Genomic DNA, 26,679 nt, shown 5'->3' on the forward strand with positions numbered 1-26,679 from the left:
GGAATACTTCCGCCGCGTCAGCCGAGGATTTCGGCCAGGAACGTGCCCGTATGGCTGGCTGCCGACTTCGCGACGTCCTCCGGCGTTCCCGTGGCAACGACCTGGCCGCCGCCCGATCCGCCGTCCGGGCCGAGGTCCACGATCCAGTCCGCACTCTTGATCACGTCCAGATTGTGCTCGATGGTGATCACCGTGTTGCCCTTGTCCACCAGGCCCTGCAGGACCATCAGCAGCTTACGGATGTCTTCGAAGTGAAGGCCCGTGGTGGGCTCATCCAGGACGTAGATGCTCCGGCCGTTGGAACGCTTTTGGAGTTCCGCGGCCAGCTTCACGCGCTGCGCCTCGCCGCCGGACAGTGTGGTGGCTGGCTGCCCCAGGCGGACATAGCCCAAACCGACGTCCACCAGCGTGTTGAGGTGCCGGGCGATGGGCGAGAATGCAGCGAAAAACTCCGCGCCTTCCTCAATGGGCATGTTAAGGACATCGGCAATGGTCTTGCCCTTGTAGTGCACCTCAAGGGTTTCCCGGTTGTACCGGGCACCGTGGCATACCTCACAGGGCACGTAAACGTCAGGCAGGAAGTTCATCTCGATCTTCAGGGTGCCGTCGCCGGAGCAGGCTTCGCAGCGGCCGCCCTTGACGTTGAAGGAGAACCGGCCCGGAAGGTAACCGCGCACCTTGGCCTCGGTGGTTTCGGCGAACAGCTTGCGGATGTTGTCGAACACCCCCGTGTACGTGGCCGGGTTGGAGCGCGGGGTGCGGCCGATGGGGCTCTGGTCCACGTGGACCACCTTGTCAAGGTGCTCCAGGCCCTGCACGGTCTTGTGCCGCCCGGCAACCTGCTTGGCACCATTAAGCTTGTTGGCCAGGACCTTGTACAGGATCTCGTTAACCAGTGTGGACTTGCCGGAGCCGCTCACGCCCGTGACGGCGGTGAAGAGGCCCAGCGGGAACGCGGCATTCACATCAACGAGGTTGTTCTCCCGGGCGCCAACGACCTTCAGCTCACGCTTCTTGTCGTACTTGCGGCGTTTCGCGGGGACTTCAATCTTCCTGCGGCCGGACAGGTAGTCACCGGTCAGGGAGTCCGTGTTGTTCAGCAGTTCCTTGTAGGAGCCCGAGTGGACCACCTGCCCGCCGTGCTCACCGGCGCCGGGTCCGATGTCCACGACCCAGTCCGCGACGTGGATCGTATCCTCGTCGTGCTCCACCACGATCAGCGTGTTGCCCATGTCCCGGAGCCGGGTGAGGGTGTCGATCAGCCGCCGGTTGTCCCGCTGGTGCAAACCGATGGACGGCTCGTCCAGGACGTAGAGGACACCCACCAGGCCGGAACCGATCTGGGTGGCAAGTCTGATCCGCTGCGCTTCACCCCCGGAGAGCGTGGCGGAGGCGCGTTCGAGGTTGAGGTACTCCAGGCCGACGTCGAGCAGGAACGTGAGCCGCGCCTGAATTTCTTTCAGCACCTGGTGGGCAATCTGCGCTTCCCTGCCTGTCAGGACCAGGTTGTTCAGGAAAGCCGCACACTCGCGCATGGGAAGGGCCGCCACCTCGGCAATGGACTTGCCGTTGATCAGGACCGAGAGTGAGGCCGGGTTGAGGCGGGCACCGTTGCAGGCAGGGCAGGGAATCTGCCGCATGTACTCTTCGTAGCGGTCACGGGCCCAGTCGGAGTCCGTCTCGCCATGTTTGCGGTGGACATACTGGATGGCGCCTTCGAACCCGGTGCTGTACTTGCGTTCCCGGCCGAAGCGGTTGCGGTACTGCACCACAACCTTGTGGTCCTTGCCGTGCAGGATGGTCTGGCGCACATCCTTGCCGAGCTTCTCCCAGGGCGTGCTCATGGAGAAGCCTAGTTCCTTCGCGAGGCCTTCGAGGAGCCGGTTCCAGTACTCGGTGGTGGCTGTACCCAGCGACCACGGGGCTACGGCGCCCTCGGCCAGGGACAGTTCCGGATTGGGAATGATCAGTTCCTCGTCCACTTCCAGTTTGGTGCCGATGCCGCTGCAGGCGGCGCAGGCGCCAAAGGGGTTGTTGAACGAGAAGGAGCGGGGCTCGATTTCGTCAATCGCCAGCGGATGCTCGTTGGGGCACGCCAGGTTTTCCGAGAATGCCCGGAGCCGGCCGGGATCGTCCGCGTCAAGGTCGACAAATTCCGCCAGGACGCGGCCCTCCGCCAGGCCCAGTGCGGTTTCGATGGAGTCGGTGAGTCGCTGGCTGATGCCTTCCTTGACCACCAGGCGGTCCACCACCACCTCGATGGTGTGCTTGAACTGCTTGCCCAGCTTGGGCGGATCACTTAGCTGGACCAGGTTCCCGTCAACGCGGGCACGGGAGTAGCCCTTCGCGGTCAGCTCCTTGAAGAGGTCAACGAACTCGCCCTTGCGGCCGCGCACCACCGGGGCCAGGACCTGGAAGCGGGTGCCCTCGTCGAGTTCAAGCAGCTGGTCGACGATCTGCTGGGGCGTCTGCTTGGCCACGGGCTCGCCGCACACCGGGCAGTGCGGCCGGCCCACGCGGGCCCAGAGCAGGCGCATGTAGTCGTAAATTTCGGTGATGGTGCCCACCGTGGACCGCGGGTTCTTGCTGGTGGACTTCTGGTCGATGGAAACCGCCGGCGACAGTCCCTCGATGAAATCGACGTCGGGTTTGTCCACCTGGCCCAGGAACTGGCGTGCGTAGGCGGACAGCGATTCCACGTAGCGCCGCTGGCCCTCGGCGAAGATGGTGTCGAACGCCAGGGAGGACTTTCCGGAGCCTGACAGCCCGGTGAAGACGATCATGGCGTCGCGCGGCAGGTCCAGGTCCACGTTGCGCAGGTTGTGTTCCCGCGCTCCCTTGACGACGAGGCGGGAGAGGTCCGGGCGGTGTGGCGTGGCGGCGGGGGCTACTGCGACGGAAACGGGGTGGACGGCTGTTTCTTCGGCTACGGCTTTAGGCACCCCCTTATGCTAATCGAAAACTTCTTCGAACCTCCACGCGGGGTAGTCTCAGGCTGCGTCGTAGGCGGCGGCGAGGAGCTTGACGGCTTCAGCGAACGTGGCCCCCTGTGCTTTCGCCGCAGCGGCATAAGCTGCGGCAGCGGCAGAGAGCCCGCCGAGACGTTCATCACGGGGGCAAACTATCGTTCCGTTCCTGCCCCGCGTGGCCACCACGCCGGCCGCCTCGAGCTCCTTGTAGGCTCGGGCTACTGTGTGCGGAGCCAAATCAAGGCGTTCGGCCAGCACCCTGACCGCGGGCAGCCTGGTCCCGGGCGGCAGGATCCCATTGTCCACAGCGTGGATGACCTGGAGCCGGAGCTGCTCGAACAGCGGCACCGAGCTGGCGGAATTGGGCTTCCAGGTTCCGGGGAACCCCGGCTGGGAGCTCAAATGCCGGCCTCGAGGGCGTCGGCCTGGCCCGCCGGGTCCGAAAACTGGGCGTTGTGAAGCCGGGCGTAGTAACTGTTGGCAGCCAGCAGCGTAAGGTGCGTGCCCTGCTCGACGATGCGTCCGTGGTCCATGACCAGAATTAGATCAGCGTTGCGGACGGTGGACAAACGGTGGGCAATGACGAAACTGGTGCGGCCCTGCCGCAGTCGCTGCATCGCCTGGCGGATCAGGAGTTCGGTCCTGGAATCAACCGAGCTCGTGGCCTCGTCCAGGATCAGGACCGCCCTGCCGGACAGTTGGGCCCGGGCAATGGTAAGGAGCTGTCGCTGGCCCTGGCTGAGCGGCTCCCCGCCGTTTTCCAGCACCGTGTCGTAACCGCCGGGAAGTGCCCTGACGAACCGGTCCACATAGGTGGCCTCTGCTGCCGCAATAATGCAGGTGTCCGTGGCTCCCGGCCTGCCGTAGGCAATGTTTTCCCTGATGGTTCCGGCGAAGAGCCATGCGTCCTGCAGCACCACACCGAACTGCTCCCGCAGGCGGTCCCGGGGAATCTGAGCGATGTCCGTCCCTCCCATGGTGATCCGGCCGGAACCCGGCTCGTAAAACCGCATCAGCAGGTTCACCACGGTGGTCTTCCCCGCCCCCGTGTGGCCAACGATGGCAACTGTCTGCCCAGGTTCCACCGAAAATGAGATGTTGCGCACGGCCGGGGCGGACTCCGGGTAGCCGAAGGTGACGTCCTCGAAGACGATCCGGCCGGCTACCGGGGTGGAGCCGGCGGCAGCCGGCTCGGCGGAATCTTCCCCGGCATCCAGGAGTGCAAAAACACGCGACGCGGACGCCACGCATGACTGGATGAGGTTAAGCATGCCGCCGATCTGTCCCACTGGCTGGGTGAAGAGCCTGCTGAACTGGACGAAGGCCTGGATTCCGCCGATGGTCATGGCTCCGGCTATAACCTGGAGCGCGCCTACCACTGCGACGGCGATGTAGTTAAGGTTGGACATCAGCACCATCAGGGGCTGGACCACACCGGCGGAGTACTGGGCCTTGGTGGCGGCGCGCGCGAGCTTGTCGTTGCTCTGCGCAAAGACCTCCGCCGCCTTTGCCTGGTGTCCAAAGGCCTTGATGACTTCGTGGCCACTGACGAACTCCTCCACATGGGCATTCAGCCCGCCGGTCTCGGTCCATTGCCGCGCGAAATGGGCCTGTGAACGGCGGGCTACGACCACGGTCAGGAGCGTGGACAGCGGAACAGTGACAATGGCGATCCCCGCCAGCAGCGGCGAGATCCACAGCATCATGGCCAGCGACCCGCACAGCATCAGGAGAGACATGATCAGCTGGGTCAGGAGCTGGTTCATTGCCTGGGCCACGTTGTCGATGTCATTGGTTGCACGGCTGAGGACGTCGCCGCGGGACCGTTCCTGGAAGTAGGTGGACGGCAGCCGGTGCAGCTTGTCCTCCAGGGACGCCCGGAGGCCGTACATCAGGCCCTGCACCGACCGGGCGGTGAGTGCGCCCTGAACCCAGTTGAACACCGAGGCGAGGACGTACATCAATGCCACCGCGGCGAGCAGGAAGCCGAACCGGCCCTGGTCCAGGGCACCGCTGAACACGCCGTCAACCACGACGTCGGTGGCGTCGCCGAGGTACTTCGGTGCCGCAACGTTCAGCCCGACGAAGGCGCAGGTGGCCGCGACGGCGCCGAGCATGAACCGCCTGAACGGCTGCAGCAGGCCCAGGAGACGCCCGGCTGTTGGCCAGAACCTTTCGGCCGGGGCCGGGGCCACCAGCGGGGCGGTCAAAGGGTGCCGTCCAGCGCCAGCTGCGCATCCGCAATGAGCCGGTAGGTGGGGGAACCCTCGAGCAGTTCAGCGTGGGTTCCCTGCGCCACCACGTGACCGTCGTCTAAAACGAGGATCAGGTCCGCATTTTCAACGGCGGAGATCCGCTCCGCCACGAGGATCACCGTGGCCGGGGCGAGGGCTGTTGCAAGGGCCTGCCGCAGCCTGGTGTCCGTGTCGTAGTCCAGGGCCGAGAAGCTGTCATCGAAAAGGTAGAGCGGGCTTTTGCGAAGCAGGGCCCGCGCGATGCATAGCCGCTGCCGCTGCCCCCCGGAAAGGTTCGTTCCGCCCTGACCCACGGGAGTGGCGAGACCGAGCGGCAGCACGCGCATGAACCGCATGGTCTGTGCCGTCTCCAGGGCCGCCCAGAGTTCCGAGTCCGTGGCGGCCGGCGCAGCAATCCGGAGATTATCCGCTATGGTCCCCGAGAACAGGTGGGAGTGCTGGGGAACGATGGACATGGCAGAACGGAGGGTTTGGAGCGGAAGATGTTTGGTGTCCACGCCGTCGAGGCTGATGGTCCCCGAAGTGGAGTCGAGGAAGCGCGGGATCAGGTTCAGCAACGTGGATTTTCCGCTGCCGGTGGATCCTACGATGGCGGTAGTGGTGGCCGGAGCGGCAGTGAAGGTGATGTCGGCGAGGACCGGAGCTTCGGCGCCTGGATAGGAAAATCCCACGCTGCTGAACTCCAGCCGGCAGGACGGAGCCGGCAGGTCCTGCGAAAGCCGGCCTGCCGCGGGCACTGCCGCCACCGTGGCTGCCTCCGGGTCACGGACTGTGGGTTCCAGCGAGAGCACTGCGTCGATGCGCTCTGCACAGACCGACGCCCGCGGGGCTGTCGTAAGGACGTACATCGCCATCATAATGGCGAGCAGGATCTGCAGGATGTAAGCGATGAACGCAGCCAGTGCCCCGATGTTCATCAGGCCGGCCTGGATCCGGTGCCCGCCGAACCACACCACGGCCACGGAGGACATGTTGACCACCAGCATGATCATCGGCAGCATTCCTGCCACCAGCAGTGCCGACTGGAGGTTGTTAGCTGTCAGTGCGCTGTTGGTTCGCGCAAAGCGCCGGACCTCATGGTCTTGGCGGACAAATGCCCGGATCACGCTGGCGCCGATGATCTGTTCGCGAAGGATGCTCCCCGCCCGGTCCAAAAGGTCCTGCCCCTCGAGGTAGAGGGGGATGAGCCGCCGCACGATGCGGTACATGATCAGGAGGAGCAGGGGCACGATCACGATCACCACTGCGGACAGCGCCAAGTCCTGCTGCAGGGCGAGGACGATACCTCCCAGGCCCATCGCCGGCCCCGCCACCAGCATGGTGAACACCAGCACCGCAAAGGCTTGGATCTGCTGGACGTCATTGGTGGCCCGGGTGGTCAGGCTTTGGGTTCCGAAGACAGCCACTTCCTGTGAGGAGAGCGACTGGATCCTGGTGAAGATGTCCGCCCGCAACTGGTGCCCGATCTTCATGGCCACTAAGGCAGCGAGATAACCCGCCGCGATGGCCGTGGCAGCCTGTACCACGGCGATTGCGGCCATTGCTACGCCGAGACCGGGAATGAGTGCGTTGTTCCCCGCAACGATGCCCTCGTCAATGATGGCGGCGTTGACCGTGGGCAGCATGAGGGTGGCGGCCGCCTGCACCAACTGGAGAACAACAATGGCGGCAACATGGCCCTTATGGGCTCCCAGCACCCGCCTCATCAATCCGATCAGCAACTTACCTCCAGTAGGTCAGTCAGCCGATGGGGCGCCGGCGGTAGCCTCTCCCCCATCAGCCACCCCGCTATTGTAAGCCACATCACATTTAAGTTTTGTCAAAGCGATGACCAGCCTGTAGAGGACATCTAACAAGTTGACAAATCAGTCCCTTTTCCGTCCTACCGCGAAGGTCCTTCGGAACGGAAACACGGCGCCGTGACCTGTTCGGGGATATGCCTCCCTTAAGGCTGCTGCATAGGCCGCTTCAAACTCCTCGCCCTCCTCCGCCGTCAAAACAGCAAGTACCGGGCGGAGCGCAGTACCCCGCACCCACTCCAGCACCGCATCCCTGCCCGGCAGGACCTGCTGATAGGTGGTCTCCCACGCGTCCGCGGCATAGCCGGCGTCGAGCAGGATGTGGAGGTAGTCCGCCGGCTCCCCCACCGATTCTCCCCCGCGCAGCACTTGCCCGAGCTTCGGTGCCCACCGCTGCGAAGCTGCCAGGTCGCGCATCAGCGCATGGGAAGGGGCGTTAAAGTTTCCCGGGACCTGAAGGGCGAACCAAGCGCCGGGACGGAGGTCCTGCAGCCAGCTCCGCATCATGTCCTGGTGGCCAGGCACCCACTGCAAGGCAGCATTGCTCACCACCACATCCGTCTCCGCAGACGGTTTCCAGCCGGCGATGTCCGCCAGTTCGAAGCGCAGGGAAGGGTTGCCCTCCGCGAGGTGCGCCGCTTTGGCGAGCATCTCCTGCGAAGAATCAACGCCCACCACCTCCGCGCCGGGCCAGCGCTCCGCAAGTGTTGCCGTCAGGTTCCCCGGACCGCAGCCCAGGTCCACCACCTGGACCGGCCGGTCCGCATGGATCCTGCCAGTGAGGTCGAAGAACGGCCGGTCCCGATGATCACCGAACTGGACGTACTGTGCCGGATCCCATTTCATGTCCATCTCCAGTCTCAATTGCCTTCCCGTGCACGGCGAAGCCTAACGCGGCGGCGGCGGAATGAGGGGCCCGGCAGGGCACTAAGCTGGAAATCAATGAAACTCGTTGACCAGCTGACCTGCCTGCCCGCTCCCACCCCGCCTGCCGGCGTCGACCCCGATGACCTCTACACGCCGTTCGTTGAGTGGACGGAAAGCCGCGGACTGGCCCTCTACCCGGCGCAGGATGAGGCCATCATGGAGCTGGCAACCGGGGCAAACGTCATCCTGGCAACGCCCACCGGGTCCGGTAAGTCGCTGGTGGCCATCGCCGCGCACTTCCAGGCGATGGCCCAGGGCCGGCGGAGCTATTACACCGCTCCCATCAAGGCACTGGTATCCGAAAAGTTCTTTGCCCTGTGCGAGATCTTCGGCGCGGAGAACGTGGGGATGATCACGGGCGATTCCGGCGTTAACCAGGATGCGCCCATCATCTGCTGCACGGCAGAAATTTTGGCGAACACCGCTTTGCGCGAGGGGTCCGCGGCAGAACTGGGCACCGTGATCATGGATGAGTTCCATTTCTACTCGGACCCCCAGCGTGGCTGGGCGTGGCAGGTTCCCCTGCTGGAGCTTCCGCAGGCACAGTTCCTCCTGATGTCGGCCACGCTGGGCGACGTCAGCAGGTTCGAGGAAGGGCTGACTGCGCTGACCGGACGCGCCACCACCACGGTGAGCTCGGCCGAGCGCCCCATTCCGCTGCACCACTACTACCACGAGACCCCGGTCCACGAGACCCTGGAGGAGCTGCTTTCCACCAGGCAGGTGCCCGTCTATGTGGTGCACTTCAGCCAGATCGAGGCTATAGACCGCGCGCAGACCCTGATGAGCATCAATGTCTGCACCCGCGAGGAAAAGGACAGCATCGCGGAGCTGATTGCGAACTTCCGTTTTGCCGCCGGTTTCGGCAAGACACTCAACCGGCTGGTGCGGCACGGGATCGGTGTGCACCATGCCGGCATGCTGCCCAAATACCGCCGGCTGGTGGAGCAGTTGGCCCAGGCCGGCCTGCTCAAGGTCATCTGCGGCACCGACACCCTCGGCGTGGGCATCAACGTGCCCATCCGCACGGTTCTGCTAACCGCACTAAGCAAATACGACGGCGTCCGCACCCGGCTGCTCAACTCACGCGAGTTCCACCAGATTGCCGGCCGGGCAGGCCGCGCCGGTTACGACACCGCCGGAACTGTGGTGGTACAAGCCCCCGAACATGTGACGGAAAACGTCAAAGCCATGGCGAAGGCAGTGGCCAAGTTCGGCGACGACCAGAAGAAGCTGCGCCAGGTGGTCAAAAAGAAGCCGCCGGAAGGGTTCGTGAGTTGGGGGGAACCGACCTTCAAACGGCTCGTCGAATCCGTGCCGGAGCCGCTGAACTCAAGCTTCACCGTGACGCACGCGATGCTGATGAACCTGATGGAACGGCCGGGCGACCCCTTCGCCGCCGCCCGCCGCCTCCTGACCGAAAACCATGAGCCCCGGTCCTCGCAGCTGCAGCTCATGAAGAAAGCCTTGGGCATCTACCGGGAGCTGCTGGCCGCGGAAGTCGTGGAGCGGATCCCTCCTGAAGAGCAGGGCGCTGACGGCCGCACGGTCCGGCTGACTGTCCACCTCCAGCCGAATTTCGCGCTCAACCAGCCGCTGTCCCCCTTCGCACTCGCCGCATTGGAGCTCCTGGACCCGGAGTCGCCGTCGTACGCCCTGGACGTGGTGTCAGTGATTGAGGCGACGCTGGAGAAACCGCGCCAGATTCTTTCCGCGCAGCAGAAGAAGGCCCGCGGCGAGGCTGTGGCAGCCATGAAGGCGGACGGCATCGACTACGACCAGCGGATGGCCATGCTGGACGAGGTATCCTACCCGCAGCCGCTGGCGGAGATCCTCGGCGAAGCGTTCGAGGTGTACCGGAAGGCCGCACCGTGGGTGGGAGACTTCGAGCTGGCGCCCAAGTCAGTGGTCCGCGACATGTACGAACGGGCCATGAACTTCGGCGAATTCGTCCAGTTTTACGGACTGGCCCGCTCCGAGGGCATCGTCCTGCGCTACCTCGCCGACGCCTTCAAAGCGCTGCGGCAGACCGTGCCGCAGGACATGCTGCGCGAAGACCTCGAGGACCTCGTTGCCTGGCTCGGCGAACTGGTCCGCCAGGTCGACTCGAGCCTCCTGGATGAGTGGGAGGAACTGGCTTCCGGCGCCGCGCCCACCCCGCACGACGCACCCCCGCCGCCCCCGCCGTCGCTGACCTCCAACATCCGCGCCTTCCGGGTGATGGTCCGCAACGAGATGTTCCGGCGGGTGGAGCTGTTTGCGGACGAGGACGCTGCAGCGCTGGGCGAACTCGACGGCCCTGCCGGCTGGAATGCAGACCGGTGGGAGGACGCCCTGGACGACTACTTCGACGAACACGACGACATTGGCACCGGGCCGGACGCCCGCGGCCCGGGACTTCTGTTGATTACGGAAGAAAAGGACCAGTGGAAGGTCCGGCAAATCTTCGACGATCCTGCCGGCAATCACGATTGGGGCATCTCAGCCGAGGTGGACCTGGCGGCATCCGACGTAACGGGAACGGCAGTCATCAGGGTAACGGACGTCAACCGGCTCTGACTCGTGCCCTTGCCCGGGGCGGGCCGGTAAGCTCGAACAATGAGTGTAATCCGCCCCGCAAACCCCCATGACGTCCCCGCAATCCTTCGGATGATCCACGAACTGGCGCACTACGAGAAAGAACCGGACGCCGTCCGGAACACTCCGGAGAGGCTGCAGCAGGTGCTGTTCGGGGAGAACCCGCGGGTGTTCGCTGCCATGGCGGAAAACGGGGCAGGGGAAGTCCAGGGGTTTGCTTTGTGGTTCCTGAACTATTCCACCTGGGAAGGCGTGCACGGGATATACCTGGAGGACCTGTACGTCAGCCCGGAGGCCCGTGGCGAAGGGCACGGAAAGGCGCTGCTCCAGCACCTGGCCGCCATCGCCGTGGAGAGCGGCTACGCCCGGGTGGAGTGGAGCGTCCTTGACTGGAACGAGCCGTCCATCAACTTTTACCGCCGCCTGGGGGCCAGGCCGATGGACGGCTGGTCCACCTTCCGGCTCACCGGCGAAGCCCTTGCCGCGTTCGGCAGCGATAAGTCCGGCAGCACCATCCCCGCCGTCGCCCATGGCTGAGGAAGGCACACCGGCCGGGGCAAGGGTCCGGGCGCAGCATGAGGTCAGGGCCAGGCACGAGTTCCGGGGCATGCGCACCGCTGAGCATCTCTTCACCGTCCCGCTGGACCACTCCGCGCCCTCCGGCGAGACCATCACCGTCTTCGCCCGGGAGTACGTTTCGGCGGCGCACAGCGAGGACAAGGCGGCGCAGCTTCCCTGGCTGCTGTTCCTTCAGGGCGGCCCGGGCGGGCGCGGCAACAGGTTTGGCTCGCTGGGCGGCTGGAGCAAAGCCGCTGCCAGGGACTTCCGCATCCTGATGCTTGACCAGCGGGGCACCGGCCTGTCGTCACCGATAGACCGCAACACCCTGCCGCTGCGGGGGCCGGCTGGCAGCCAGGCCGCCTACCTGGCGCACTTCCGCGCCGACTCGATCGTGGCCGACGCCGAGCTGATCCGGGACGCGCTCGGCTCCGGGCCCTGGACGGTGTACGGCCAAAGCTACGGCGGCTTCTGCGCGCTGTCCTACCTGTCGTTTGCCCCGGAGGGCCTGCGCGAGGTCCTGGTAACCGGTGGCCTCCCGCCCCTGTCCGGCCCCGCGGACGACGTCTACCGGGCCACGTTCCAGCGGGTGGCCGCCCGGAACGCTGAGTACTTCGGCTGGTATCCGGAGGACCGTGCCACGGTGGAACGCATCGCCCGGCACCTGCGCAGCACGCCGGAATTCCTGCCCGACGGCGGCCCCCTCACTGTGGAGCGCTTCCAGATGTTGGGTGCCTACCTGGGCGGCAACACCAGGGTGGACAGCCTGCACTACCTGCTGGAGGATGCCTTCACCGAAGCCGACGGCGGCGCGAGGCTTTCCGACGTGTTCCTGGACCAGGTGCAGAGCATCGTGTCGCGCCGTGCCAACCCGCTTTACGCCCTGATGCACGAATCCATTTACGGGCAGGGACAGGCCACCGGCTGGTCCGCCTGGCGGGTGCTGGACGAGTACCCTGAATTCCGGCCGGATGCGGAACCGCTGCTGCTGACGGGCGAGATGGTCTATCCCTGGTACTTCGAGCAGGATCCGGCGCTTCGGCCCCTGAAAGAGGTGGCAGGGCTGCTGGCTGCCAAAGAGGACTGGCGGCCGCTCTACGACCCCCACAGGCTGGCCGCCAATACCGTTCCTGTGGCTGCCGCCGTCTACTCCGACGACATCTATGTGGACCGCAAGCTCTCCCTTGAGACAGCCTCCGCAGTCCGCGGACTCCAGGTTTGGGAGACCGCCGACTTCCACCATGACGGCATCGCGGATGACGGCGAAGGCATATTCGGCCGGCTGCTGGGTATGGTTCGGTCAGGCGGCCGCTGACTGGCGCCGCCGGGCCCTGACGGTGCGGAAGGCACCGGCGAGGACGGTTGCGCCCACCACGCCGCCCAGCAGGTTCAGCCCGAGGTAGCCGGCCCAGCTGAGGACCAGGCCTGAGACGGCCCCGCCCACCGCACCGGCGGCCCCCATCAGCATGTCAGAAACGCCCTGAACCACCACGCGGGACTCCTGCCCCACGCTTTCGGCCAGCAGGGTGGAACCGGACACCGTGACGGCCGACCAACCAAGGCCCAGCAGGACCAGCCCCACTGCGACCGCACCCGTGGACGACCCGCCGAACCCGGCCACTGCCACGGCTGTGATCAGGAGGGTGAAGCCGATCATGATTGTCTGGGCCCGGCCCGCTTTGTCGGTCAGCCAACCCATGACCGGCGACAAGGCAAACATCCCGGCGATGTGCAGGGAGATGGTGAATCCGATGATCACCAGCACTTCACCGGACGCAGTGTGGCCGGTGTGGCCGGCACCCGGGCCCTCCACCAGTTCCTGCAGGTGGAGGGGCGTCATGGACATCACACCCACCATCACCGCATGCGCTCCGACGACGGCAGCCACCGCCAGAAGCGCTGTCCGGGAGCCGCGGATGGCGCGCAGCCCGCGGACCAGTGAGCCGCCGTCGCGCTTCGCTGGTCCAACTGCCTGCCCCGGGGTTCTGGGCCGGCCCGCTGGTGGCTGCCCCTTCGCTGCAGTGCCCCTGGACCGCCGCCAACACCTGTTCCTTGCCCTGCCCGCCTCCGCCCGCCTCCCGGGATGCGATCTCCCTGGCCAGCAGCAGTGGGTCCGGCCGCAGCCCGGCGAACACCAGGACGTTCGCCACGAGGAGCCCTGCCCCTGCGATCACGAAGGGCCCCGCAACGGGCGGAAGGCCGAGGGCTTCGCCGACGACCGTGCCCGGCTGGATGAGGTTGGGTCCGGCCACCGCCCCGACAGTCACGGCCCACACGACGGCGGACAGTGCCCTGCCGCGGTGTTCCGTGTCGGCAAGGTCGACGGCGGCGAAGCGGGCCTGGAGGCTGGCGGCGGTGCCCACGCCTATGCCGGCGGCCCCCAGCACCAGGAGGATGAAAAGGCCGGAAACCACTGCGAGCACCATCAGCGTGGCACCCGCCAGGGCGGCGGAGAGTCCGGTGACCTGTCCGGCGCGGCGGCCGCGGCGGTCTGCCAGCGAGGCGAGGGGCAGCGCTGCCAGTGCCGCGCCCAGTGTCATGACAGTGGCGACGGCGCCGGCCCAGGCACTGGAAACCGAAAGCTCCACGGCAAGGATGGAGCCGATCGACACGGTGGCGCCGGTGCCGATTCCACCGAACACCTGGGCTGCGCTCAGCAGCACCACGGTGCGCCGCTGCACCCGGCGCACTCCTTGTTCCGAAGGCAGGGCGGGTTGTTCAGGCGTCAGGGCGGAAGCCATGCTCCGAGCATAGTCCCGCTCCCGCCGCACCTACAGAGCCACTTTTTGCCGGCTCGGAGAACCGACTTTAAACGGGAAAACCCGGCCGCAGGACGGCCGGGTTTTCCAGGAAATTACAGGAAAGAGGCGCTTACTCGACGTCGCTGTGGCTCCGCCGCACATCTTCCTCGAGCCGCGGATCCAGGTGCGCTTCCTTGGCCTTGGAGCTCACCAGGCTGGCGACCACGGCGATAACGATGGTACCGACGATGACGCCCAGGGACACGAACGTGGGGATTTCGGGAGCCCATTCGATGTGCTGCCCGCCGTTAATGAAGGGAAGCTCGTTGACGTGCATCGCGTGCAGGACCAGCTTGACGCCGATGAAAGCGAGGATGAAGGACAGAGCGTGCTTCAGGTAGATCAGGCGATTCATGAGGCCGCCCAGCAGGAAGTACAGCTGGCGCAGGCCCATCAGGGCGAACAGGTTGGCCGTGAACACAATGAAGGGGCTCTGGGTGAGTCCGAAGATTGCGGGGATGGAGTCGACGGCGAACAGCAGGTCCGTGAGGCCGATGGTGATGAACACGATCAGCATGGGGGTGAAGACCTTCTTGCCGTTCACCGTGGTGCGCAGCTTGCCGCCGTCGAACTTCTCGGACATGGGGATCACCTTGCGGATCTTGGCGATCAGCGGGTTCTCACGGTCTTCCTCGTCTTCACCCTCGTCCTGGGCCTGCTTCCAGGCTGTCCACAGGAGGAACGCGCCAAAGATGTAGAACACCCAGCTGAACTGCTCGATCACGATGGCCCCCAGCAGGATGAAGATGCCGCGCAGGATCAGCGCGATGATGATGCCCACCATCAGCACTTCCTGCTGGTACTTCCGGGGCACCGAGAAGCGGGCCATGATGATGATGAAGACGAACAGGTTGTCGATGCTGAGGCTGTATTCGGTGACCCAGCCGGCAACGAACTGGCCGCCGTATTCCGGGCCGGTGAAAGCGAACATGGCTCCGGCGAACACCAGCGCAAGGCTGACGTAGAACGCTACCCAGAGGCCGGCTTCCTTCATGGAGGGTTCGTGGGGCCGGCGGACCACCAGGAGAAGGTCGATCAGGAGGATAAGGCCGAGGACGACAAAAGAGCCGACCTCGAACCACACGGGCAATTCGAGCACAGGGTAGCCTTTCGCAGGGTACAGAGATGCGGTGTAAGTCTCTCCGGCCTGCCTGCGCACTTGGTGCTGAAATGGCGGCCCGCTACGCCCGGCTGGGCATCCATGCCCTGCGTGTTGACGATCGTAGCGCTTGGGATACTCCCCTACGTGACCTTAACTGTACCGCAGGCAGCCAGCCGGGCTGTCCGCAGCTGCGTTTGTGTCAGGCGTGACCGGCTGCCTGCATCTGCCGCAGCTCCTTTTTCAGCTCACTGACCTCGTCCCGAATCCGGGCTGCGACTTCGAACTGCAGTTCGGCTGCGGCACCGTGCATCTGCTCCGTCAGCTGTTCGATCAGCCCCACCAGGTCCTCGGCAGGCGCTGCGGCAAGGCCGTCCGCCCGCACCTGGGCGGCACCCTTGGCCGCGGCCTTCCGCTTGCCCCCCTTCGCCAGCCGATTGTTGTTGAGCAGCTCCTGGGTGTCGGCGTCTTCCTTGGCCAATTGGTCCGTGATATCTGCAATCTTCTTCCGCAAGGGCTGCGGATCCACGCCGTGTTCCGTGTTGTAGGCAACCTGGATGGCCCTGCGGCGGTTTGTTTCATCGATGGCCTGCGCCATGGAGTCCGTGATGCGGTCCGCGTACATGTGCACCTGCCCGGAGACGTTACGGGCTGCACGGCCGATGGTCTGGATCAGCGACGTGGAAGACCGCAGGAAACCTTCCTTGTCTGCGTCCAAAATGCTGACCAGCGACACTTCGGGCAGGTCCAAACCCTCACGGAGCAGGTTGATGCCGACCAGGACATCAAACTTACCCATCCTGAGTTCACGCAGCAGTTCCACCCGCCTGAGGGTATCTACGTCCGAGTGCAGGTACTCCACCTTGATGCCGTGTCCGAGAAGGTAGTCCGTGAGGTCCTCCGCCATCCGCTTGGTGAGGGTAGTGACCAGGATCCTCTCGTTCTTTGCCGTGCGGATCTTGATCTCGCCCAGCAGGTCGTCGATCTGGCCCTTGGTGGGCTTCACCACCACCTCGGGATCAATAAGGCCGGTGGGCCGGATTATCTGCTGGACGAAGCCATCAGCCTTGCCCAGTTCATACTTGCCAGGGGTGGCGGACAGGTAGACAGTCTGGCCAATGCGTTGAAGGAATTCGTCCCATTTAAGCGGCCTGTTGTCCATGGCGGAGGGCAGGCGGAAGCCAAAATCCACCAGGTTCCGCTTGCGGGACATATCGCCTTCGTACATCGCGCCGATCTGGGGGATGGTCACGTGGGACTCGTCCACCACCAGCAGGAAATCATCCGGGAAGTAGTCGAGGAGGCAGTGTGGAGCTGTTCCGGGTGCGCGGCCGTCGATGTGCGAGGAGTAGTTCTCGATGCCGTTGCAGAAGCCCATCTGCTGCATCATCTCGAGGTCATAGTTGGTCCGCATCCGGAGCCGCTGAGCCTCAACCAGCTTGTTCTGACCCTCGAGTACCTTAAGCCGGTCGGCAAGCTCGTCCTCGATCCGCTTGATGGCCCGGGACATACGCTCGGGCCCGGCGACGTAGTGGGAGGCCGGGAAGACATACATCTCCTCTTCGTCGCGGATCACCTCTCCGGTCAGCGGGTGGAGGGTCTGGATGTTCTCAATCTCGTCACCGAAAAACTCGATGCGGATAGCCAGTTCCTCGTACATCGGGATGATCTCGACAGTGTCCCCGCGGACCCGGAAGGTACCCCGGTGGAAGTCCATGTCATTGCGCGCGTACTGCATGGACACAAATTTCCTGAGGAGGTCGTCACGGTTCATCTCCGCACTCTTGCGGAGCGTGACCATACCTGCGATGTATTCCTCCGGCGTGCCCAAGCCGTAGATACAGGACACGGTAGCGACGACGACGACGTCCCGACGGGTCAACAGCGCGTTGGTGGCAGAGTGGCGGAGCCTTTCAACTTCCTCGTTGATGGAGGAATCCTTTTCGATAAAGGTGTCCGTCTGCGCCACGTAGGCTTCCGGCTGGTAGTAGTCGTAGTAGGAGACAAAGTATTCCACCGCGTTGTTGGGCAGCAGTTCACGGAACTCATTGGCGAGCTGTGCCGCCAGGGTCTTGTTCTGGACCATCACCAGGGTGGGCCGCTGGACCTGTTCGATCAGCCAGGCCGTGGTGGCGCTTTTACCGGTACCGGTGGCGCCGAGCAGCACTACGTCCTTCTCGCCGTTCTTGATGCGCTCCGTGAGTTCCGCGATGGCTGCCGGCTGATCGCCCGCGGGCTTGAATTCGCTGATGACCTCGAAGGGCGCTACAACACGGTTGATCTCCTGCGCAAGGCTCATGGATCTAATCTACAACCGGGCACCGACACTGCACGGTCCAGTCCGTTATGGGCGAACAGCAACCGTATTTTGCCGCTTTCAGGATTCGTACGACGGCGGAGCCCATTTGGTTTGCCGGGCCCAGGCGGACATCTGCGGCCAGGCAACGTCCGTGAACCAGGGTTCCTTGGCCTCCGCGTACTCAGTGGTGCCGGCCGACCCGGCGAAGCGCGCAGCGAGCTCTGCCTTGTGCGCCGCGTAGAGCCGGAGCGCGGAAGAGTTGTCCCGCAGCCAGTCCCGGAACATCAGGGCATAGCGCCAGCCGGGCGAGCCGGCAACGCGGACGTGGACGTTGACCGGACGGCCGGGGTCGGCGTTGGCGTGGAGTCTCTTCTGCCACTGGGTTGGATCAGGCGCGTTGGGCTTCGGAGTGTCCGATTCGATTCCCCGTACCGCCGGAAAGCCTGCGGCGGCCAGGAGCGGTGCCAGCGCGGCCGCGGCTTCGAGGTCCGGCACCGCAACCTGCAGGTCAATGACGTCCTTGGCGGCCAGCCCGGGGACGGACGTGGAGCCGATGTGGTCCACCGCCAGGATGAGCCCGGGAGCCGCCGCCGCCAGCCTTGCCGAGATTCGCTCTGCCTGCCGCGCCCAGTCACGACGGTACGGCTCCAGCACAGGGCCGCTGTCGCGCGCCGCACGCGTCCCTGCCGCGAGATTATGGGCGAAGGGCACCAACCGGTCCTCCCACAGCCGGTCCACCTGCTCCAGCAGGTGCTGGATGTTGCCGGAGTTGTCCAGGACGACGTCCGCCTCCGCGAGCCGGTCCTCCCGCGTGGCCTGGGCCGCTAGGCGGGAACGGGCAGCCTCGTCGGTCATCCCCCGGTGCTCCAGCATCCGCTGGAGCCTGGTGTCTTCCGGTGCGTCCACCACAAGCACCAGATGGAAACTGCTCCCCTGGCCGGTTTCGACCAGCAGGGGGATATCCTGGACCACCACGGCGTCGGTGGGTGCCGCTGCGGCGATGGCAGCGGCGCGGGCACGGACCAATGGATGGACGATCCCGTTCAGCACGGCGAGCCGGGCCGGATCACCGAATACCAGGGACCCGAGCTTGGGGCGGTCGAGCCGGCCGCCGGCGCCGAGGACGTCTTTGCCGAACTCCGCCACGATGCGGGTCAGCCCCTCCGTGCCCGGCTCAACCACTTCACGTGCAAGGGCATCAGCATCCACCAGCACTGCCCCGCGTTCCTGCAATCGCGACGCAACCACCGACTTCCCTGAGGCAATACCGCCCGTCAACCCGATTTTCAGCACCATCCCACACTATGCCGGACTGCCTCCCTGGCCCCACCGAACGCGCTGGAATATCCCGGCGGGACTGGCCCTCCAACCCGTCTCCGACACTAGACTTGGTGGGTGCCAGATCAAGAGAGCCGGACGGGGTCCTACACCACCCTTGCCGGCGGGCCTGATTTCCGCCACGAGCTCGAGATCAAGCGCTCAAGGTTCATCACGGTCCTCCGCCGGACGGACAACGAGGAGTCGGCGCGTGACCTGGTGGCAGGCCTCCGCCGCGAATTCCACGACGCACGGCACCACTGTTCAGCGTTCATACTCGGCCCGGACCGGGAGATCCAGCGCTCGAGCGACGACGGCGAACCATCGGGAACAGCGGGGGTCCCCATGCTCGAGGCGCTGGCCAAAAGGGAAACGACACCCGGGGCGGCCGACCTCAGTGACGTGAGCGCCGTCGTCGTGCGTTACTTCGGCGGCGTGCTGCTCGGGGCAGGCGGCCTGGTGCGTGCGTACTCGGAGTCCGTGTCTTCGGCACTGTCGCTGGCACCGCTGGTCCGCCGCAGCCGCTTGCGGATCTGCTCCACCCACGTTCCGCACACCGCTGCCGGGAGGCTCGAAAACGACCTCCGGACGGCAGGGTTCGTGATGGGTGAAACCAGCTACGCAGGACAGCATGCAGTGCTGCGTGTTGCGGTGCCCGACGATACGAAGGCTGTGGCAACCGCATCAGAGCGCCTGTTGTCCCTGTCCGGGGGCACCGCGACGCTTGCCCGCGAAGGAACGGAGTGGGTTGATGTCCCGCTCCCCTGACGTGGCCCTGGTGGATGTCGACGAGTCTGTCCTGGCACAACTCCTGGAACTGGCCAGGCGGGATGCCTCCCCTGACGAGGTTGCTCCTCCTCTGGGCGGCCCCGGCTGGAACCCGGAACGGACTGAGTGGTTCTGCAGCCACCACCGCGCCGCCGCCCATGGGCTCAATGGCCTCGCCGGAGAAAAGACCTGGGGGATCCTTGTCGACGGCAGCCTGGCCGGTTCCATCCGGCTGCGCCGCGTTGCCTCCGACAAGGGCCAGTGCACGGCGGAGACCGGCATCTGGCTTGGCAGGAGCTTCAGGTTCCGGGGCATCGGCAGTGCTGCCCTGGGCCTCGTGCTGGAAGAGGCACGCAAGGCCGGCATCGACCAGGTCACAGCCCGGACCCTGACAGGCAACCTCGGCGCCCAACGTGTCCTTGCCGGGGCTGGAGCAGTCCTCACGCCCGACGACAACGGGACCGTTCACGCCGTCGTCGCGCTTTAAGGGGGCCCGCCCTTGGGGGGCCTGCCCTTTGTGGGGGCTAACGGCCCAATGGTGTAACTTTCGCCCCTCCGCCTGCCTGCAGACCGCTCGACCCAGGCGGCACCCCGCCCGCGGGCGGCAAAGTAACGCCTTCAGGTCCTCAAGCCGGACGGGCACGGCCGGGGTTAAGCACAACAGGCTCCCTGCAGAAGCAGGGAGCCTGTTGTGCTGGCGCCGGAGGCCCGGCACCGGCGGCAATTAGTTGCCGGTCAGCTTCTCGCGCAGTGCGGCAAGAGCCTCGTCCGATGCAAGGGTGCCTGCACCGGCGTTGGACTCAGCAGCGGGCTCCGAGGAGTAGCTGGTGGCACCGGAATCGCTGTCACCGGACGTTGCAGCTGCAGCGTCGTCGGCAGCGTGCTGGGCAACCTGCTTCTTGTGGGCTTCCCAGCGGGTCTGGGCGTCAGCGTACTGCTGCTCCCAGGCGGCGCGCTGTGCTTCATAGCCTTCGAGCCATTCGTTGGACTCGGGGTCGAAGCCCTCGGGGTACTTGTAGTTGCCCTCTTCGTCGTACTCTGCGGCCATGCCGTACAGAGCCGGGTCGAATTCGGTGCTGTCGGCGTCGACGCCCTCGTTGGCCTGCTTGAGGGAGAGGGAGATGCGGCGGCGCTCGAGGTCGATGTCGATGACCTTGACGAACAGTTCGTCGCCAACGGAGACAACCTGCTCGGCCAGCTCCACGTGGCGGACGGCCAGCTCGGAGATGTGGACCAGGCCTTCAATGCCGTCTTCGACGCGGACGAACGCACCGAACGGAACAAGCTTGGTGACCTTACCCGGAACAACCTGGCCGAGGGCGTGGGTGCGGGCGAAGGTCTGCCACGGGTCTTCCTGGGTGGCCTTGAGCGACAGGGAAACGCGCTCGCGGTCCAGGTCCACCTCGAGAACCTCGACGGTGACTTCCTGGCCAACCTCGACAACCTCGGACGGGTGGTCGATGTGCTTCCAGGACAGCTCGGAAACGTGAACCAGGCCGTCTACGCCGCCCAGGTCCACGAAGGCACCGAAGTTGACAATGGAGGAAACGACGCCGGGACGGACCTGGCCCTTTTCCAGCTTGTTGAGGAAGGTGGAGCGGACCTCGGACTGGGTCTGCTCGAGCCATGCGCGGCGGGACAGGACCACGTTGTTGCGGTTCTTGTCCAGCTCGATGATCTTGGCTTCGATCTGCTGGCCGATGTACGGAGCCAGGTCGCGCACGCGGCGCATCTCGACGAGGGACGCGGGCAGGAAGCCGCGCAGGCCGATGTCGAGGATAAGACCACCCTTGACGACCTCGATGACGGTACCGGTGACAACACCGTCTTCTTCCTTGACCTTCTCGATGTCGCCCCAGGCACGCTCGTACTGAGCGCGCTTCTTGGAGAGGATCAGGCGGCCTTCTTTGTCTTCCTTGGTGAGCACCAGGGCTTCGACCTGATCGCCAACGGAGACGACGTCTCCGGGATCAACATCGTGCTTGATGGACAGCTCGCGGGAGGGGATGACACCTTCGGTCTTGTAACCGATGTCGAGCAGGACTTCATCGCGGTCGACCTTGACGACGGTACCTTCGACGAGGTCTCCGTCGTTGAAGTACTTGATGGTGGCGTCGACAGCTGCGAGGAAGTCCTCAGCGGTACCGATGTCGTTAATCGCGACTACGGGGGTACCGGGCTTCTCGGTGGAGGTGATGGTCATGTAGTAGGGGCTCCGTTGTGGATAGTTAGTTGATCAGGCGACCACCACTTCCGGGCACTGACCTGGAGGCGGAGCGCGGCGGAATTGCCGGGTCATCCTGATTGCGCGGCGTTCACATGCAGCCAAAGCTGGGCACACTTCACACACGCCCGTTCATTCTAGTGGCTGGGCACAACACGGGTCAAAAGCGCTCCCGCACTGGCCCCGGCCGCTCCTGACCGCGGGTTCTGCCGTCAGAAGTGCGTAAGGCAGTGGGTTGGCCGTTCCACCGCAAACATCTGCCGGGCTTTCAAAGCGGAGCCTGCGCTGTGTTCGCAAATCTTTCCGGCCGCTGCGAGGGTGACGGGACAGACGCCGCCAATATAGATGGAGGACAGGGCCGACACGTCCATCGTCAGGTCTGCTTCCGCGGCTTCCGGCAAGCGTTCGACGGCGGCCTTGCCGCCCTGCGCTGACAGCGCGTACGTTCCAGCGGCAAGGCCCAACGGGTCCAGGACTTCCAGTGCCAGGCGGCCGTCCGCGGGATAGTGCCGGGCGGTCAGCGCCTGCGGAACGTCCAGGATGCGGAGCCAGAGCATGTCCCGGCTGTCGGAGGAGTCGATGCAGCGGGGATCGTCCAGGGCCCAGGGAAGCGGGTCATCAAGCGGCGCCTCAGACCACGACACCCGTTCCACCAGGTCAATGGCGCCCAGGTACTGCCAGAGCTCAAGGTAGGCGTCGTTGCTGCCGGCCAGCAGGTCCACCACCTCCACCGTGTAGGGCTCGGTGTCCCAGCCAAGGAACTTGTAGGAGACGTAGCCGTCCACGTCTCCCCCGGGCCCGTAGTGGAGCGCCACCTTGACCGATGGGTCCTCTTTGCCGTCGCGGCCCAACGAGCCGGAGGCCAGCTGCCGGTACCATTCCTGCCTGCCGAGGGATCCCGGGGTCAACCGGTGGACCCGGCCAAAAACTGCCGGTGCCAGCTCCAGCAAGGCTTTGGGGTCCGCTACCTCCACGGTGCCGGCGGCCTCGTGCCGCAGGCTGAAGCGGCTGGTGGTGTCCACTTTGACGACGCGTTCGAAGCTGGCCACGCCGTAGCCGAAACGGCCGTAGATGGTTCCCTCCGACGCCGTCAACGCCGCAACTGCCACGCCGTCCTCCTTTGCCAGCTGCAGGTCCTCGCACATCATCCGGCGCAGCAGGCCCCGCCGCCGGTGCGAGGTGCGAACGGTCACCGAGGTGACCAGGTGCGCCTCGAGAGTTTGCCCGAAGCCGATGTTCAGGGTCTTGCGGAACGTGGCGAAGGTAGCCACCGGCACGTCCGCAGGCATTGACGAGGGTGCCACCGGGCCGGTCTGGTAAACGCCGGTAAGGACCCGGCCGTCGGCCTCGTAGGTCGCGAGCGATTTTGCCACGTGCTCGGCGGTCCTGGTGGATTCGTGGAAGCCGAAGGACACTGCACGGCTCCAGGTTTCCGCCTGCGCGTAACCGTCCTTGCCCTGGGACACAGCGCTGAAGCGCCGGATTTCATAGTTACCACTCAGATCAGCCACCACCTGAGCCTAACCAAGAAAACCGGCGCCTGACCAGCACCGACCCTTGCTAGTGCCCGGCGTCGTACCAGCTGGGACCGACGCCGATCTGGACCTCCAGCGGCACGCTGAGGTCCGCTGCGGCCGCCATCTGCTCGGTGACCAGCTTCTCGACGGCTTCGCGCTCACCCGTCGCCACCTCAAGGACCAGTTCGTCGTGGACCTGCAGCAGCATCCGGGACTTCAGTCCCTGCGCCTTCAGCTCGGCATGGACGCCAAGCATGGCTCGCTTGATGATGTCAGCAGCGGAGCCCTGGATGGGACTGTTCAGCGCGATACGCTCAGCGTTTTCACGTAGCTGCCTGTCCGTGCTGGTGAGGTCCGGCAGGTAGCGGCGGCGTCCCTCAATGGTTGCCGTATAGCCGTCCACACGGGCCTGGTCCACCACGCCGCGGAGGTAGTCTCGGACGGCGCCGAACCGGTCGAAGTATTCCTTCATTAAGGTGCGGGCCTCGTCCACCGAGATCTCCAGCTGCTTGGACAGTCCGAACGACGTCAGGCCGTACGCCAGCCCGTACGACATAGCCTTCACTTTGGAGCGCATGGCGCTGGTGACTTCTTCCGCAGGCACCTGGAAGATGTTGGAGCCGACGAACCGGTGGAGGTCCTCGCCGTCTTTGTAGGCCTGGATCAGGCCCTGGTCGCCGGACAGGTGGGCCATAATGCGCATTTCAATCTGCGAGTAGTCAGCGGAGAGCAGGCACTCATAGCCCTCCCCCACCACGAAGATTCCGCGGACCCGGCGGCCTTCCTCACTCCGGATGGGGATGTTCTGCAGGTTGGGGTTGTTCGAGGAAATCCGACCCGTGGCTGCCACGTTCTGTGCATAGGTGGTGTGGATCCGCCCGTCTTCCGCCACCGACTTCTTCAGCGATTCGATCATCTGGCGAAGTTTGGCTGCTTCACGGTGCGCCATGAGCTGGACCAGGAACTCGTGCCCGGTCTTCTCCAGCAGGTTCTTGAGCGAGGCCGCGTCCGTGGTGTAGCCGGACTTGATCTTCTTGGTCTTGGGCAGCTGCAGTTCCTCGAACAGGACGGTTTGCAGCTGCTTGGGCGAGCCCAGGTTGACCTCGTGCCCGATCGCCGCGAACGCCTGCTCCTGCGCCTGGTCAATGACCCGGGCAAGATCGGCCAGCTGGTCGTCCATGCGCACCATGTCGATGGAAATGCCCGTAAGCTCCATGTCTGCCAAGACCCGGCTGACCGGCAGCTCCAGGGTGGACAGGAGTTCCTCGGCGCGGCGCTCCTTCAGTTCCGCTTCGAAGTAGCGGCTAAGGGCAAGCACGACGGCGGCCGCCTGGACCAGGGCGTCAGCGGCAGCGTTGTCCTCGCCGTCGAACGAAAGCTCCAGCTGGCCCGCCTTGGCTGTAGCGGAGGAGATCGCTACGTTGAGGTGGTGCTGGGCGAGCTCGGCGAGTTCATAGGTGCGGCGGTCCGGCTGGATGAGGTAGCCCGAGATTGAGGTGTCATCCACCACGCCTTCGAGTTCGAGTCCACGCGCGGTGAGCGCCTTGAGGGCGGCCTTGAACCCATGCAGGACCTTCGGTGACTCCGGGTCCCGCAGCCACCCGGCAAGGACGTTCTCCGTCTCGGCGTCCTGTCCGGACAGGTCAATGTAGGCAGCAGCGCCCTGCCGCACAATGGCCAGCGCAGCGGCGTCCTCGCCGATGCGGCCGGGAACGAGGTCTACGGCTAAGGCGGCACGCTGCCCCGCACCGGCGGCCAGGAAGGCTGAGAGTTCTGCGGCATCCGCCGGGGTGACGTAGTCCGGCGTGTCGATGCTCTCCCGCTCCGCGGCAGGCTTGTCCTCATCGCCGTACAGGGCGAAGAGCCGGCTCCGGATCGTCTTGAATTCGAGCTTGTCAAAGAGGTCCTCCAGTGCCGCCTGGTTGGGGCGGGGCTGGTAAAGGTCGTCCAGCGTGACGGGGAGTTCCAGGTCTGTATGGAGTGCATTCAGCCGGCGGTTCCGCTTAACGGCGTCGACGTTTTCCCGCAGTGCGTCGCCGACTTTCCCACCAATAGAGTCCAAATGTTCCAGGACGCCCTCAAGTCCGCCGTAAAGGTTGATCCACTTTGCCGCCGTCTTGGGCCCAACGCCGGGGACGCCGGGCAGGTTGTCCGCCGTCTCGCCCACCAGCGCGGCGAGGTCGGAGTACCGGGACGGGGGGACGAAGTACTTCGCTTCGATGGCGGCAGCATCCATCCGGGGGATGTCACTGACGCCCTTCTTCGGGTACAGCACAAAGACGTTGTCGTTGATCAGCTGGAAAGCGTCGCGGTCTCCCGTTACCAGCAGGACTTCGAAACCGGCCTTTTCGCCCATGGTGGCCAGCGTGGCGAGGATGTCATCGGCCTCGTATCCGGGCATGGTGATGGTCTTGATGCCCCAGGCTTCCATCACCTCCGCAATCAGGTCGATCTGGTTGTTCATCTCCCGGGGGGTCTCGTTCCGGCCGCCCTTGTACTCGGTGTACTCGGTTTTGCGGTGGGTGGTTTCGTCCGAGACGTCGAAGGCGACGGCAATGTGGGTGGGCTGCTGCTCCTTGATGAGGTTGATCAGCATGGAGGTGAATCCGTGGATGGCGTTGGTGTGCTGCCCGTTGGAGGTGGAGAACTTGTCCGCGGGCAGCGCGAAGAACGCACGGAATGCCATGGAGTGGCCGTCCAGCACCAGAAGCCGTGGCTGTCCGGTCATGGGGACGACCGGGGCAACAGTGGCCGAAACCGATTCTCCGGCCGGGGCCGGACCCTTGTCCTGAACAGCAGCGTCCTCAAGGGTGATTGAACCCTGCGGTGCGTTGTCCTCCTGCAGGGTCTGGGACGGGAAAGGGGCCGGTTTGGTTGTTTCACTCACAGGTGCCAGCCTAGTTGCCATGATGGACAATTTCACGCCCGGGCCTTTCGCCGCTGAGCTGGCGGCAGCCGGCATCCCCGACCATCTTCATGGTTGGCTTGGCAGCTTTGGGATCGGAGCTTTGGTGGTGAAAATGGGGATCAAGTTCGTGGAAATGAGCCCCGAACGGACAATCGCTACCATGCCCGTGGAGGGCAACACCCAGGTGGCCGGCATCCTCCACGGCGGTGCGCACGCGGTCCTGGCCGAAACTCTTGGCTCGTTTTCCGCCGGCATGCACGCCGGGCCGGGCCGGCACGCTGTCGGCATTGAGATTAACGCCACGCATCACCGTTCCATCTCCGCCGGGACTGTCACCGGAACATGCACCGCCCTCCACCTGGGACGGACCCTGGCCTCCCACGAAATCATCGTGACCGACGAACAGGGGCGCAGGTTGTCCACCGCCCGGATCACGAACATGATTCGGGAGAATGCGCCAAAGCAGGGGTAGCCCTCTTTCCTGAACCACCCCGCCCGTCCCATCCCTCGTCCCTGTACTTGGCCCTGTCCTTGGCCCTACCCCAGAATGTCTGACCCCCTTGGGATGATGTGGGTATGGGTGAGGCGGCAGTGGCGGGGGCGTTCGCGGCGGTTGGTGCCGCCCTTGCTGTGTTGAATGCCGAGCTGGATGGTTCTGGTT

General features: G+C 65.0%; 19 protein-coding genes. 6 read left to right on the forward strand and 13 right to left on the reverse strand.

Going from position 1 to position 26,679, the window contains the following annotated elements; all coding sequences use genetic code 11:
• Window positions 1–17: 17 nt before the first annotated feature.
• From uvrA to FDW84_RS05115, 5 genes are all read right to left on the reverse strand, one after another.
• Window positions 18–2,942: an excinuclease ABC subunit UvrA gene (gene uvrA / locus FDW84_RS05095; RefSeq protein ID WP_138607154.1), complete on the reverse strand. Its 2,925-nt coding sequence runs from the start codon at window positions 2,940–2,942 to the stop codon at window positions 18–20.
• 48 nt (window positions 2,943–2,990) lie between these two features.
• Window positions 2,991–3,371, reverse strand: a complete 381-nt coding sequence (locus FDW84_RS05100) for a GntR family transcriptional regulator (RefSeq protein WP_138607156.1) — start codon at window positions 3,369–3,371, stop codon at window positions 2,991–2,993.
• Window positions 3,368–5,086 (reverse strand): ABC transporter ATP-binding protein, encoded by a 1,719-nt coding sequence (locus FDW84_RS05105; RefSeq protein ID WP_138607245.1) that lies wholly within the window; start codon window positions 5,084–5,086, stop codon window positions 3,368–3,370. Before FDW84_RS05105 ends, FDW84_RS05100 begins: the two co-directional genes overlap by 4 nt.
• Window positions 5,087–5,175: 89 nt before the next feature.
• Complete coding sequence (locus tag FDW84_RS05110; RefSeq protein WP_171046658.1) at window positions 5,176–6,945, reverse strand: ABC transporter ATP-binding protein; 1,770 nt, start codon at window positions 6,943–6,945, stop codon at window positions 5,176–5,178.
• 144 nt (window positions 6,946–7,089) lie between these two features.
• On the reverse strand, window positions 7,090–7,869 hold the full coding sequence (locus FDW84_RS05115; RefSeq protein WP_138607158.1) for a trans-aconitate 2-methyltransferase: 780 nt from the start codon (window positions 7,867–7,869) through the stop codon (window positions 7,090–7,092).
• Between the two features lie 96 nt (window positions 7,870–7,965).
• On the opposite strand from FDW84_RS05115, the gene FDW84_RS05120 reads away from it, so the two are divergent.
• From FDW84_RS05120 to FDW84_RS05130, 3 genes are read left to right on the forward strand one after another with little or no spacing between them, the layout of a single operon-like run.
• Window positions 7,966–10,509 carry a DEAD/DEAH box helicase gene (locus tag FDW84_RS05120; protein WP_138607160.1) on the forward strand — a complete coding sequence of 848 codons (2,544 nt, stop codon included), beginning with the start codon at window positions 7,966–7,968 and terminating at the stop codon, window positions 10,507–10,509.
• Window positions 10,510–10,548: 39 nt separating this feature from the next.
• Window positions 10,549–11,064 carry a GNAT family N-acetyltransferase gene (locus FDW84_RS05125; RefSeq protein ID WP_138607162.1) on the forward strand — a complete coding sequence of 172 codons (516 nt, stop codon included), beginning with the start codon at window positions 10,549–10,551 and terminating at the stop codon, window positions 11,062–11,064.
• On the forward strand, window positions 11,057–12,400 hold the full coding sequence (locus FDW84_RS05130) for an alpha/beta fold hydrolase (RefSeq protein WP_171046659.1): 1,344 nt from the start codon (window positions 11,057–11,059) through the stop codon (window positions 12,398–12,400). The genes FDW84_RS05125 and FDW84_RS05130 overlap by 8 nt, the downstream gene beginning before the upstream one ends.
• Here FDW84_RS05130 and FDW84_RS19645 read toward each other — a convergent pair.
• The 5 genes from FDW84_RS19645 to coaE all read right to left on the reverse strand — a co-directional run bounded on the left by FDW84_RS19645 (window position 12,386) and on the right by coaE (window position 18,577).
• Window positions 12,386–12,925, reverse strand: a complete 540-nt coding sequence (locus tag FDW84_RS19645) for an MFS transporter (RefSeq protein ID WP_240721382.1) — start codon at window positions 12,923–12,925, stop codon at window positions 12,386–12,388. The genes FDW84_RS05130 and FDW84_RS19645 overlap by 15 nt on opposite strands.
• A complete protein-coding gene (locus FDW84_RS05135) occupies window positions 12,852–13,826 on the reverse strand; it encodes an MFS transporter (RefSeq protein ID WP_240721383.1) in 975 nt (324 codons plus the stop codon). The genes FDW84_RS19645 and FDW84_RS05135 overlap by 74 nt, the downstream gene beginning before the upstream one ends.
• A 130-nt stretch (window positions 13,827–13,956) precedes the next feature.
• Window positions 13,957–14,985: a TerC family protein gene (locus FDW84_RS05140; RefSeq protein WP_138607164.1), complete on the reverse strand. Its 1,029-nt coding sequence runs from the start codon at window positions 14,983–14,985 to the stop codon at window positions 13,957–13,959.
• 202 nt (window positions 14,986–15,187) lie between these two features.
• Entirely contained in the window at window positions 15,188–17,284 is a 2,097-nt protein-coding gene (gene uvrB / locus FDW84_RS05145) for an excinuclease ABC subunit UvrB (RefSeq protein WP_138607166.1), read from the reverse strand.
• A gap of 78 nt (window positions 17,285–17,362) precedes the next feature.
• Entirely contained in the window at window positions 17,363–18,577 is a 1,215-nt protein-coding gene (gene coaE / locus FDW84_RS05150) for a dephospho-CoA kinase (protein ID WP_138607251.1), read from the reverse strand.
• A 102-nt stretch (window positions 18,578–18,679) separates the two neighbouring features.
• Between coaE and FDW84_RS05155 the strand changes: the two genes are divergently transcribed.
• Both FDW84_RS05155 and FDW84_RS05160 read left to right on the forward strand, forming a co-directional pair.
• Complete coding sequence (locus FDW84_RS05155) at window positions 18,680–19,369, forward strand: IMPACT family protein (RefSeq protein ID WP_138607168.1); 690 nt, start codon at window positions 18,680–18,682, stop codon at window positions 19,367–19,369.
• Window positions 19,353–19,856 (forward strand): GNAT family N-acetyltransferase, encoded by a 504-nt coding sequence (locus tag FDW84_RS05160; protein WP_138607170.1) that lies wholly within the window; start codon window positions 19,353–19,355, stop codon window positions 19,854–19,856. Before FDW84_RS05155 ends, FDW84_RS05160 begins: the two co-directional genes overlap by 17 nt.
• 237 nt (window positions 19,857–20,093) lie before the next feature.
• Here FDW84_RS05160 and rpsA read toward each other — a convergent pair whose 3' ends face one another.
• From rpsA to polA, 3 genes are all read right to left on the reverse strand, one after another.
• The gene (gene rpsA / locus FDW84_RS05165) at window positions 20,094–21,572 is read right to left on the reverse strand and encodes a 30S ribosomal protein S1 (RefSeq protein WP_138134046.1); all 1,479 of its coding nucleotides are present in this window, start codon (window positions 21,570–21,572) and stop codon (window positions 20,094–20,096) included.
• Between the two features lie 233 nt (window positions 21,573–21,805).
• Window positions 21,806–23,095 (reverse strand): GNAT family N-acetyltransferase, encoded by a 1,290-nt coding sequence (locus tag FDW84_RS05170; protein ID WP_138607253.1) that lies wholly within the window; start codon window positions 23,093–23,095, stop codon window positions 21,806–21,808.
• Window positions 23,096–23,153: 58 nt separating this feature from the next.
• Window positions 23,154–25,838 carry a DNA polymerase I gene (gene polA / locus FDW84_RS05175; RefSeq protein WP_138607255.1) on the reverse strand — a complete coding sequence of 895 codons (2,685 nt, stop codon included), beginning with the start codon at window positions 25,836–25,838 and terminating at the stop codon, window positions 23,154–23,156.
• 178 nt (window positions 25,839–26,016) lie between these two features.
• Here polA and FDW84_RS05180 point away from each other — a divergent pair, with 178 nt between their 5' ends.
• Entirely contained in the window at window positions 26,017–26,490 is a 474-nt protein-coding gene (locus FDW84_RS05180) for a hotdog fold thioesterase (protein ID WP_138607172.1), read from the forward strand.
• The last annotated feature ends 189 nt before the right edge of the window (window positions 26,491–26,679 follow it).

The organism is Pseudarthrobacter sp. NamE5, from assembly GCF_005796225.1.
Lineage (GTDB): Bacteria > Actinomycetota > Actinomycetes > Actinomycetales > Micrococcaceae > Arthrobacter.

Excerpts from the sequence above, each read along its gene's own strand:
- FDW84_RS19645 (WP_240721382.1), bottom strand. The coding sequence starts at position 12,925 with ATGACGCCCCTCCACCTGCAGGAACTGGTGGAGGGCCCGGGTGCCGGC.
- uvrB (WP_138607166.1), bottom strand. The coding sequence starts at position 17,284 with ATGAGCCTTGCGCAGGAGATCAACCGTGTTGTAGCGCCCTTCGAGGTC.
- FDW84_RS05105 (WP_138607245.1), bottom strand. The coding sequence starts at position 5,086 with ATGCTCGGCGCCGTCGCGGCCACCTGCGCCTTCGTCGGGCTGAACGTT.
- rpsA (WP_138134046.1), bottom strand. The coding sequence starts at position 21,572 with ATGACCATCACCTCCACCGAGAAGCCCGGTACCCCCGTAGTCGCGATT.
- FDW84_RS05125 (WP_138607162.1), top strand. The coding sequence starts at position 10,549 with ATGAGTGTAATCCGCCCCGCAAACCCCCATGACGTCCCCGCAATCCTT.
- FDW84_RS05180 (WP_138607172.1), top strand. The coding sequence starts at position 26,017 with ATGATGGACAATTTCACGCCCGGGCCTTTCGCCGCTGAGCTGGCGGCA.
- FDW84_RS05135 (WP_240721383.1), bottom strand. The coding sequence starts at position 13,826 with ATGGCTTCCGCCCTGACGCCTGAACAACCCGCCCTGCCTTCGGAACAA.
- FDW84_RS05160 (WP_138607170.1), top strand. The coding sequence starts at position 19,353 with ATGTCCCGCTCCCCTGACGTGGCCCTGGTGGATGTCGACGAGTCTGTC.
- FDW84_RS05130 (WP_171046659.1), top strand. The coding sequence starts at position 11,057 with ATGGCTGAGGAAGGCACACCGGCCGGGGCAAGGGTCCGGGCGCAGCAT.
- FDW84_RS05120 (WP_138607160.1), top strand. The coding sequence starts at position 7,966 with ATGAAACTCGTTGACCAGCTGACCTGCCTGCCCGCTCCCACCCCGCCT.
- polA (WP_138607255.1), bottom strand. The coding sequence starts at position 25,838 with ATGACCGGACAGCCACGGCTTCTGGTGCTGGACGGCCACTCCATGGCA.
- FDW84_RS05115 (WP_138607158.1), bottom strand. The coding sequence starts at position 7,869 with ATGAAATGGGATCCGGCACAGTACGTCCAGTTCGGTGATCATCGGGAC.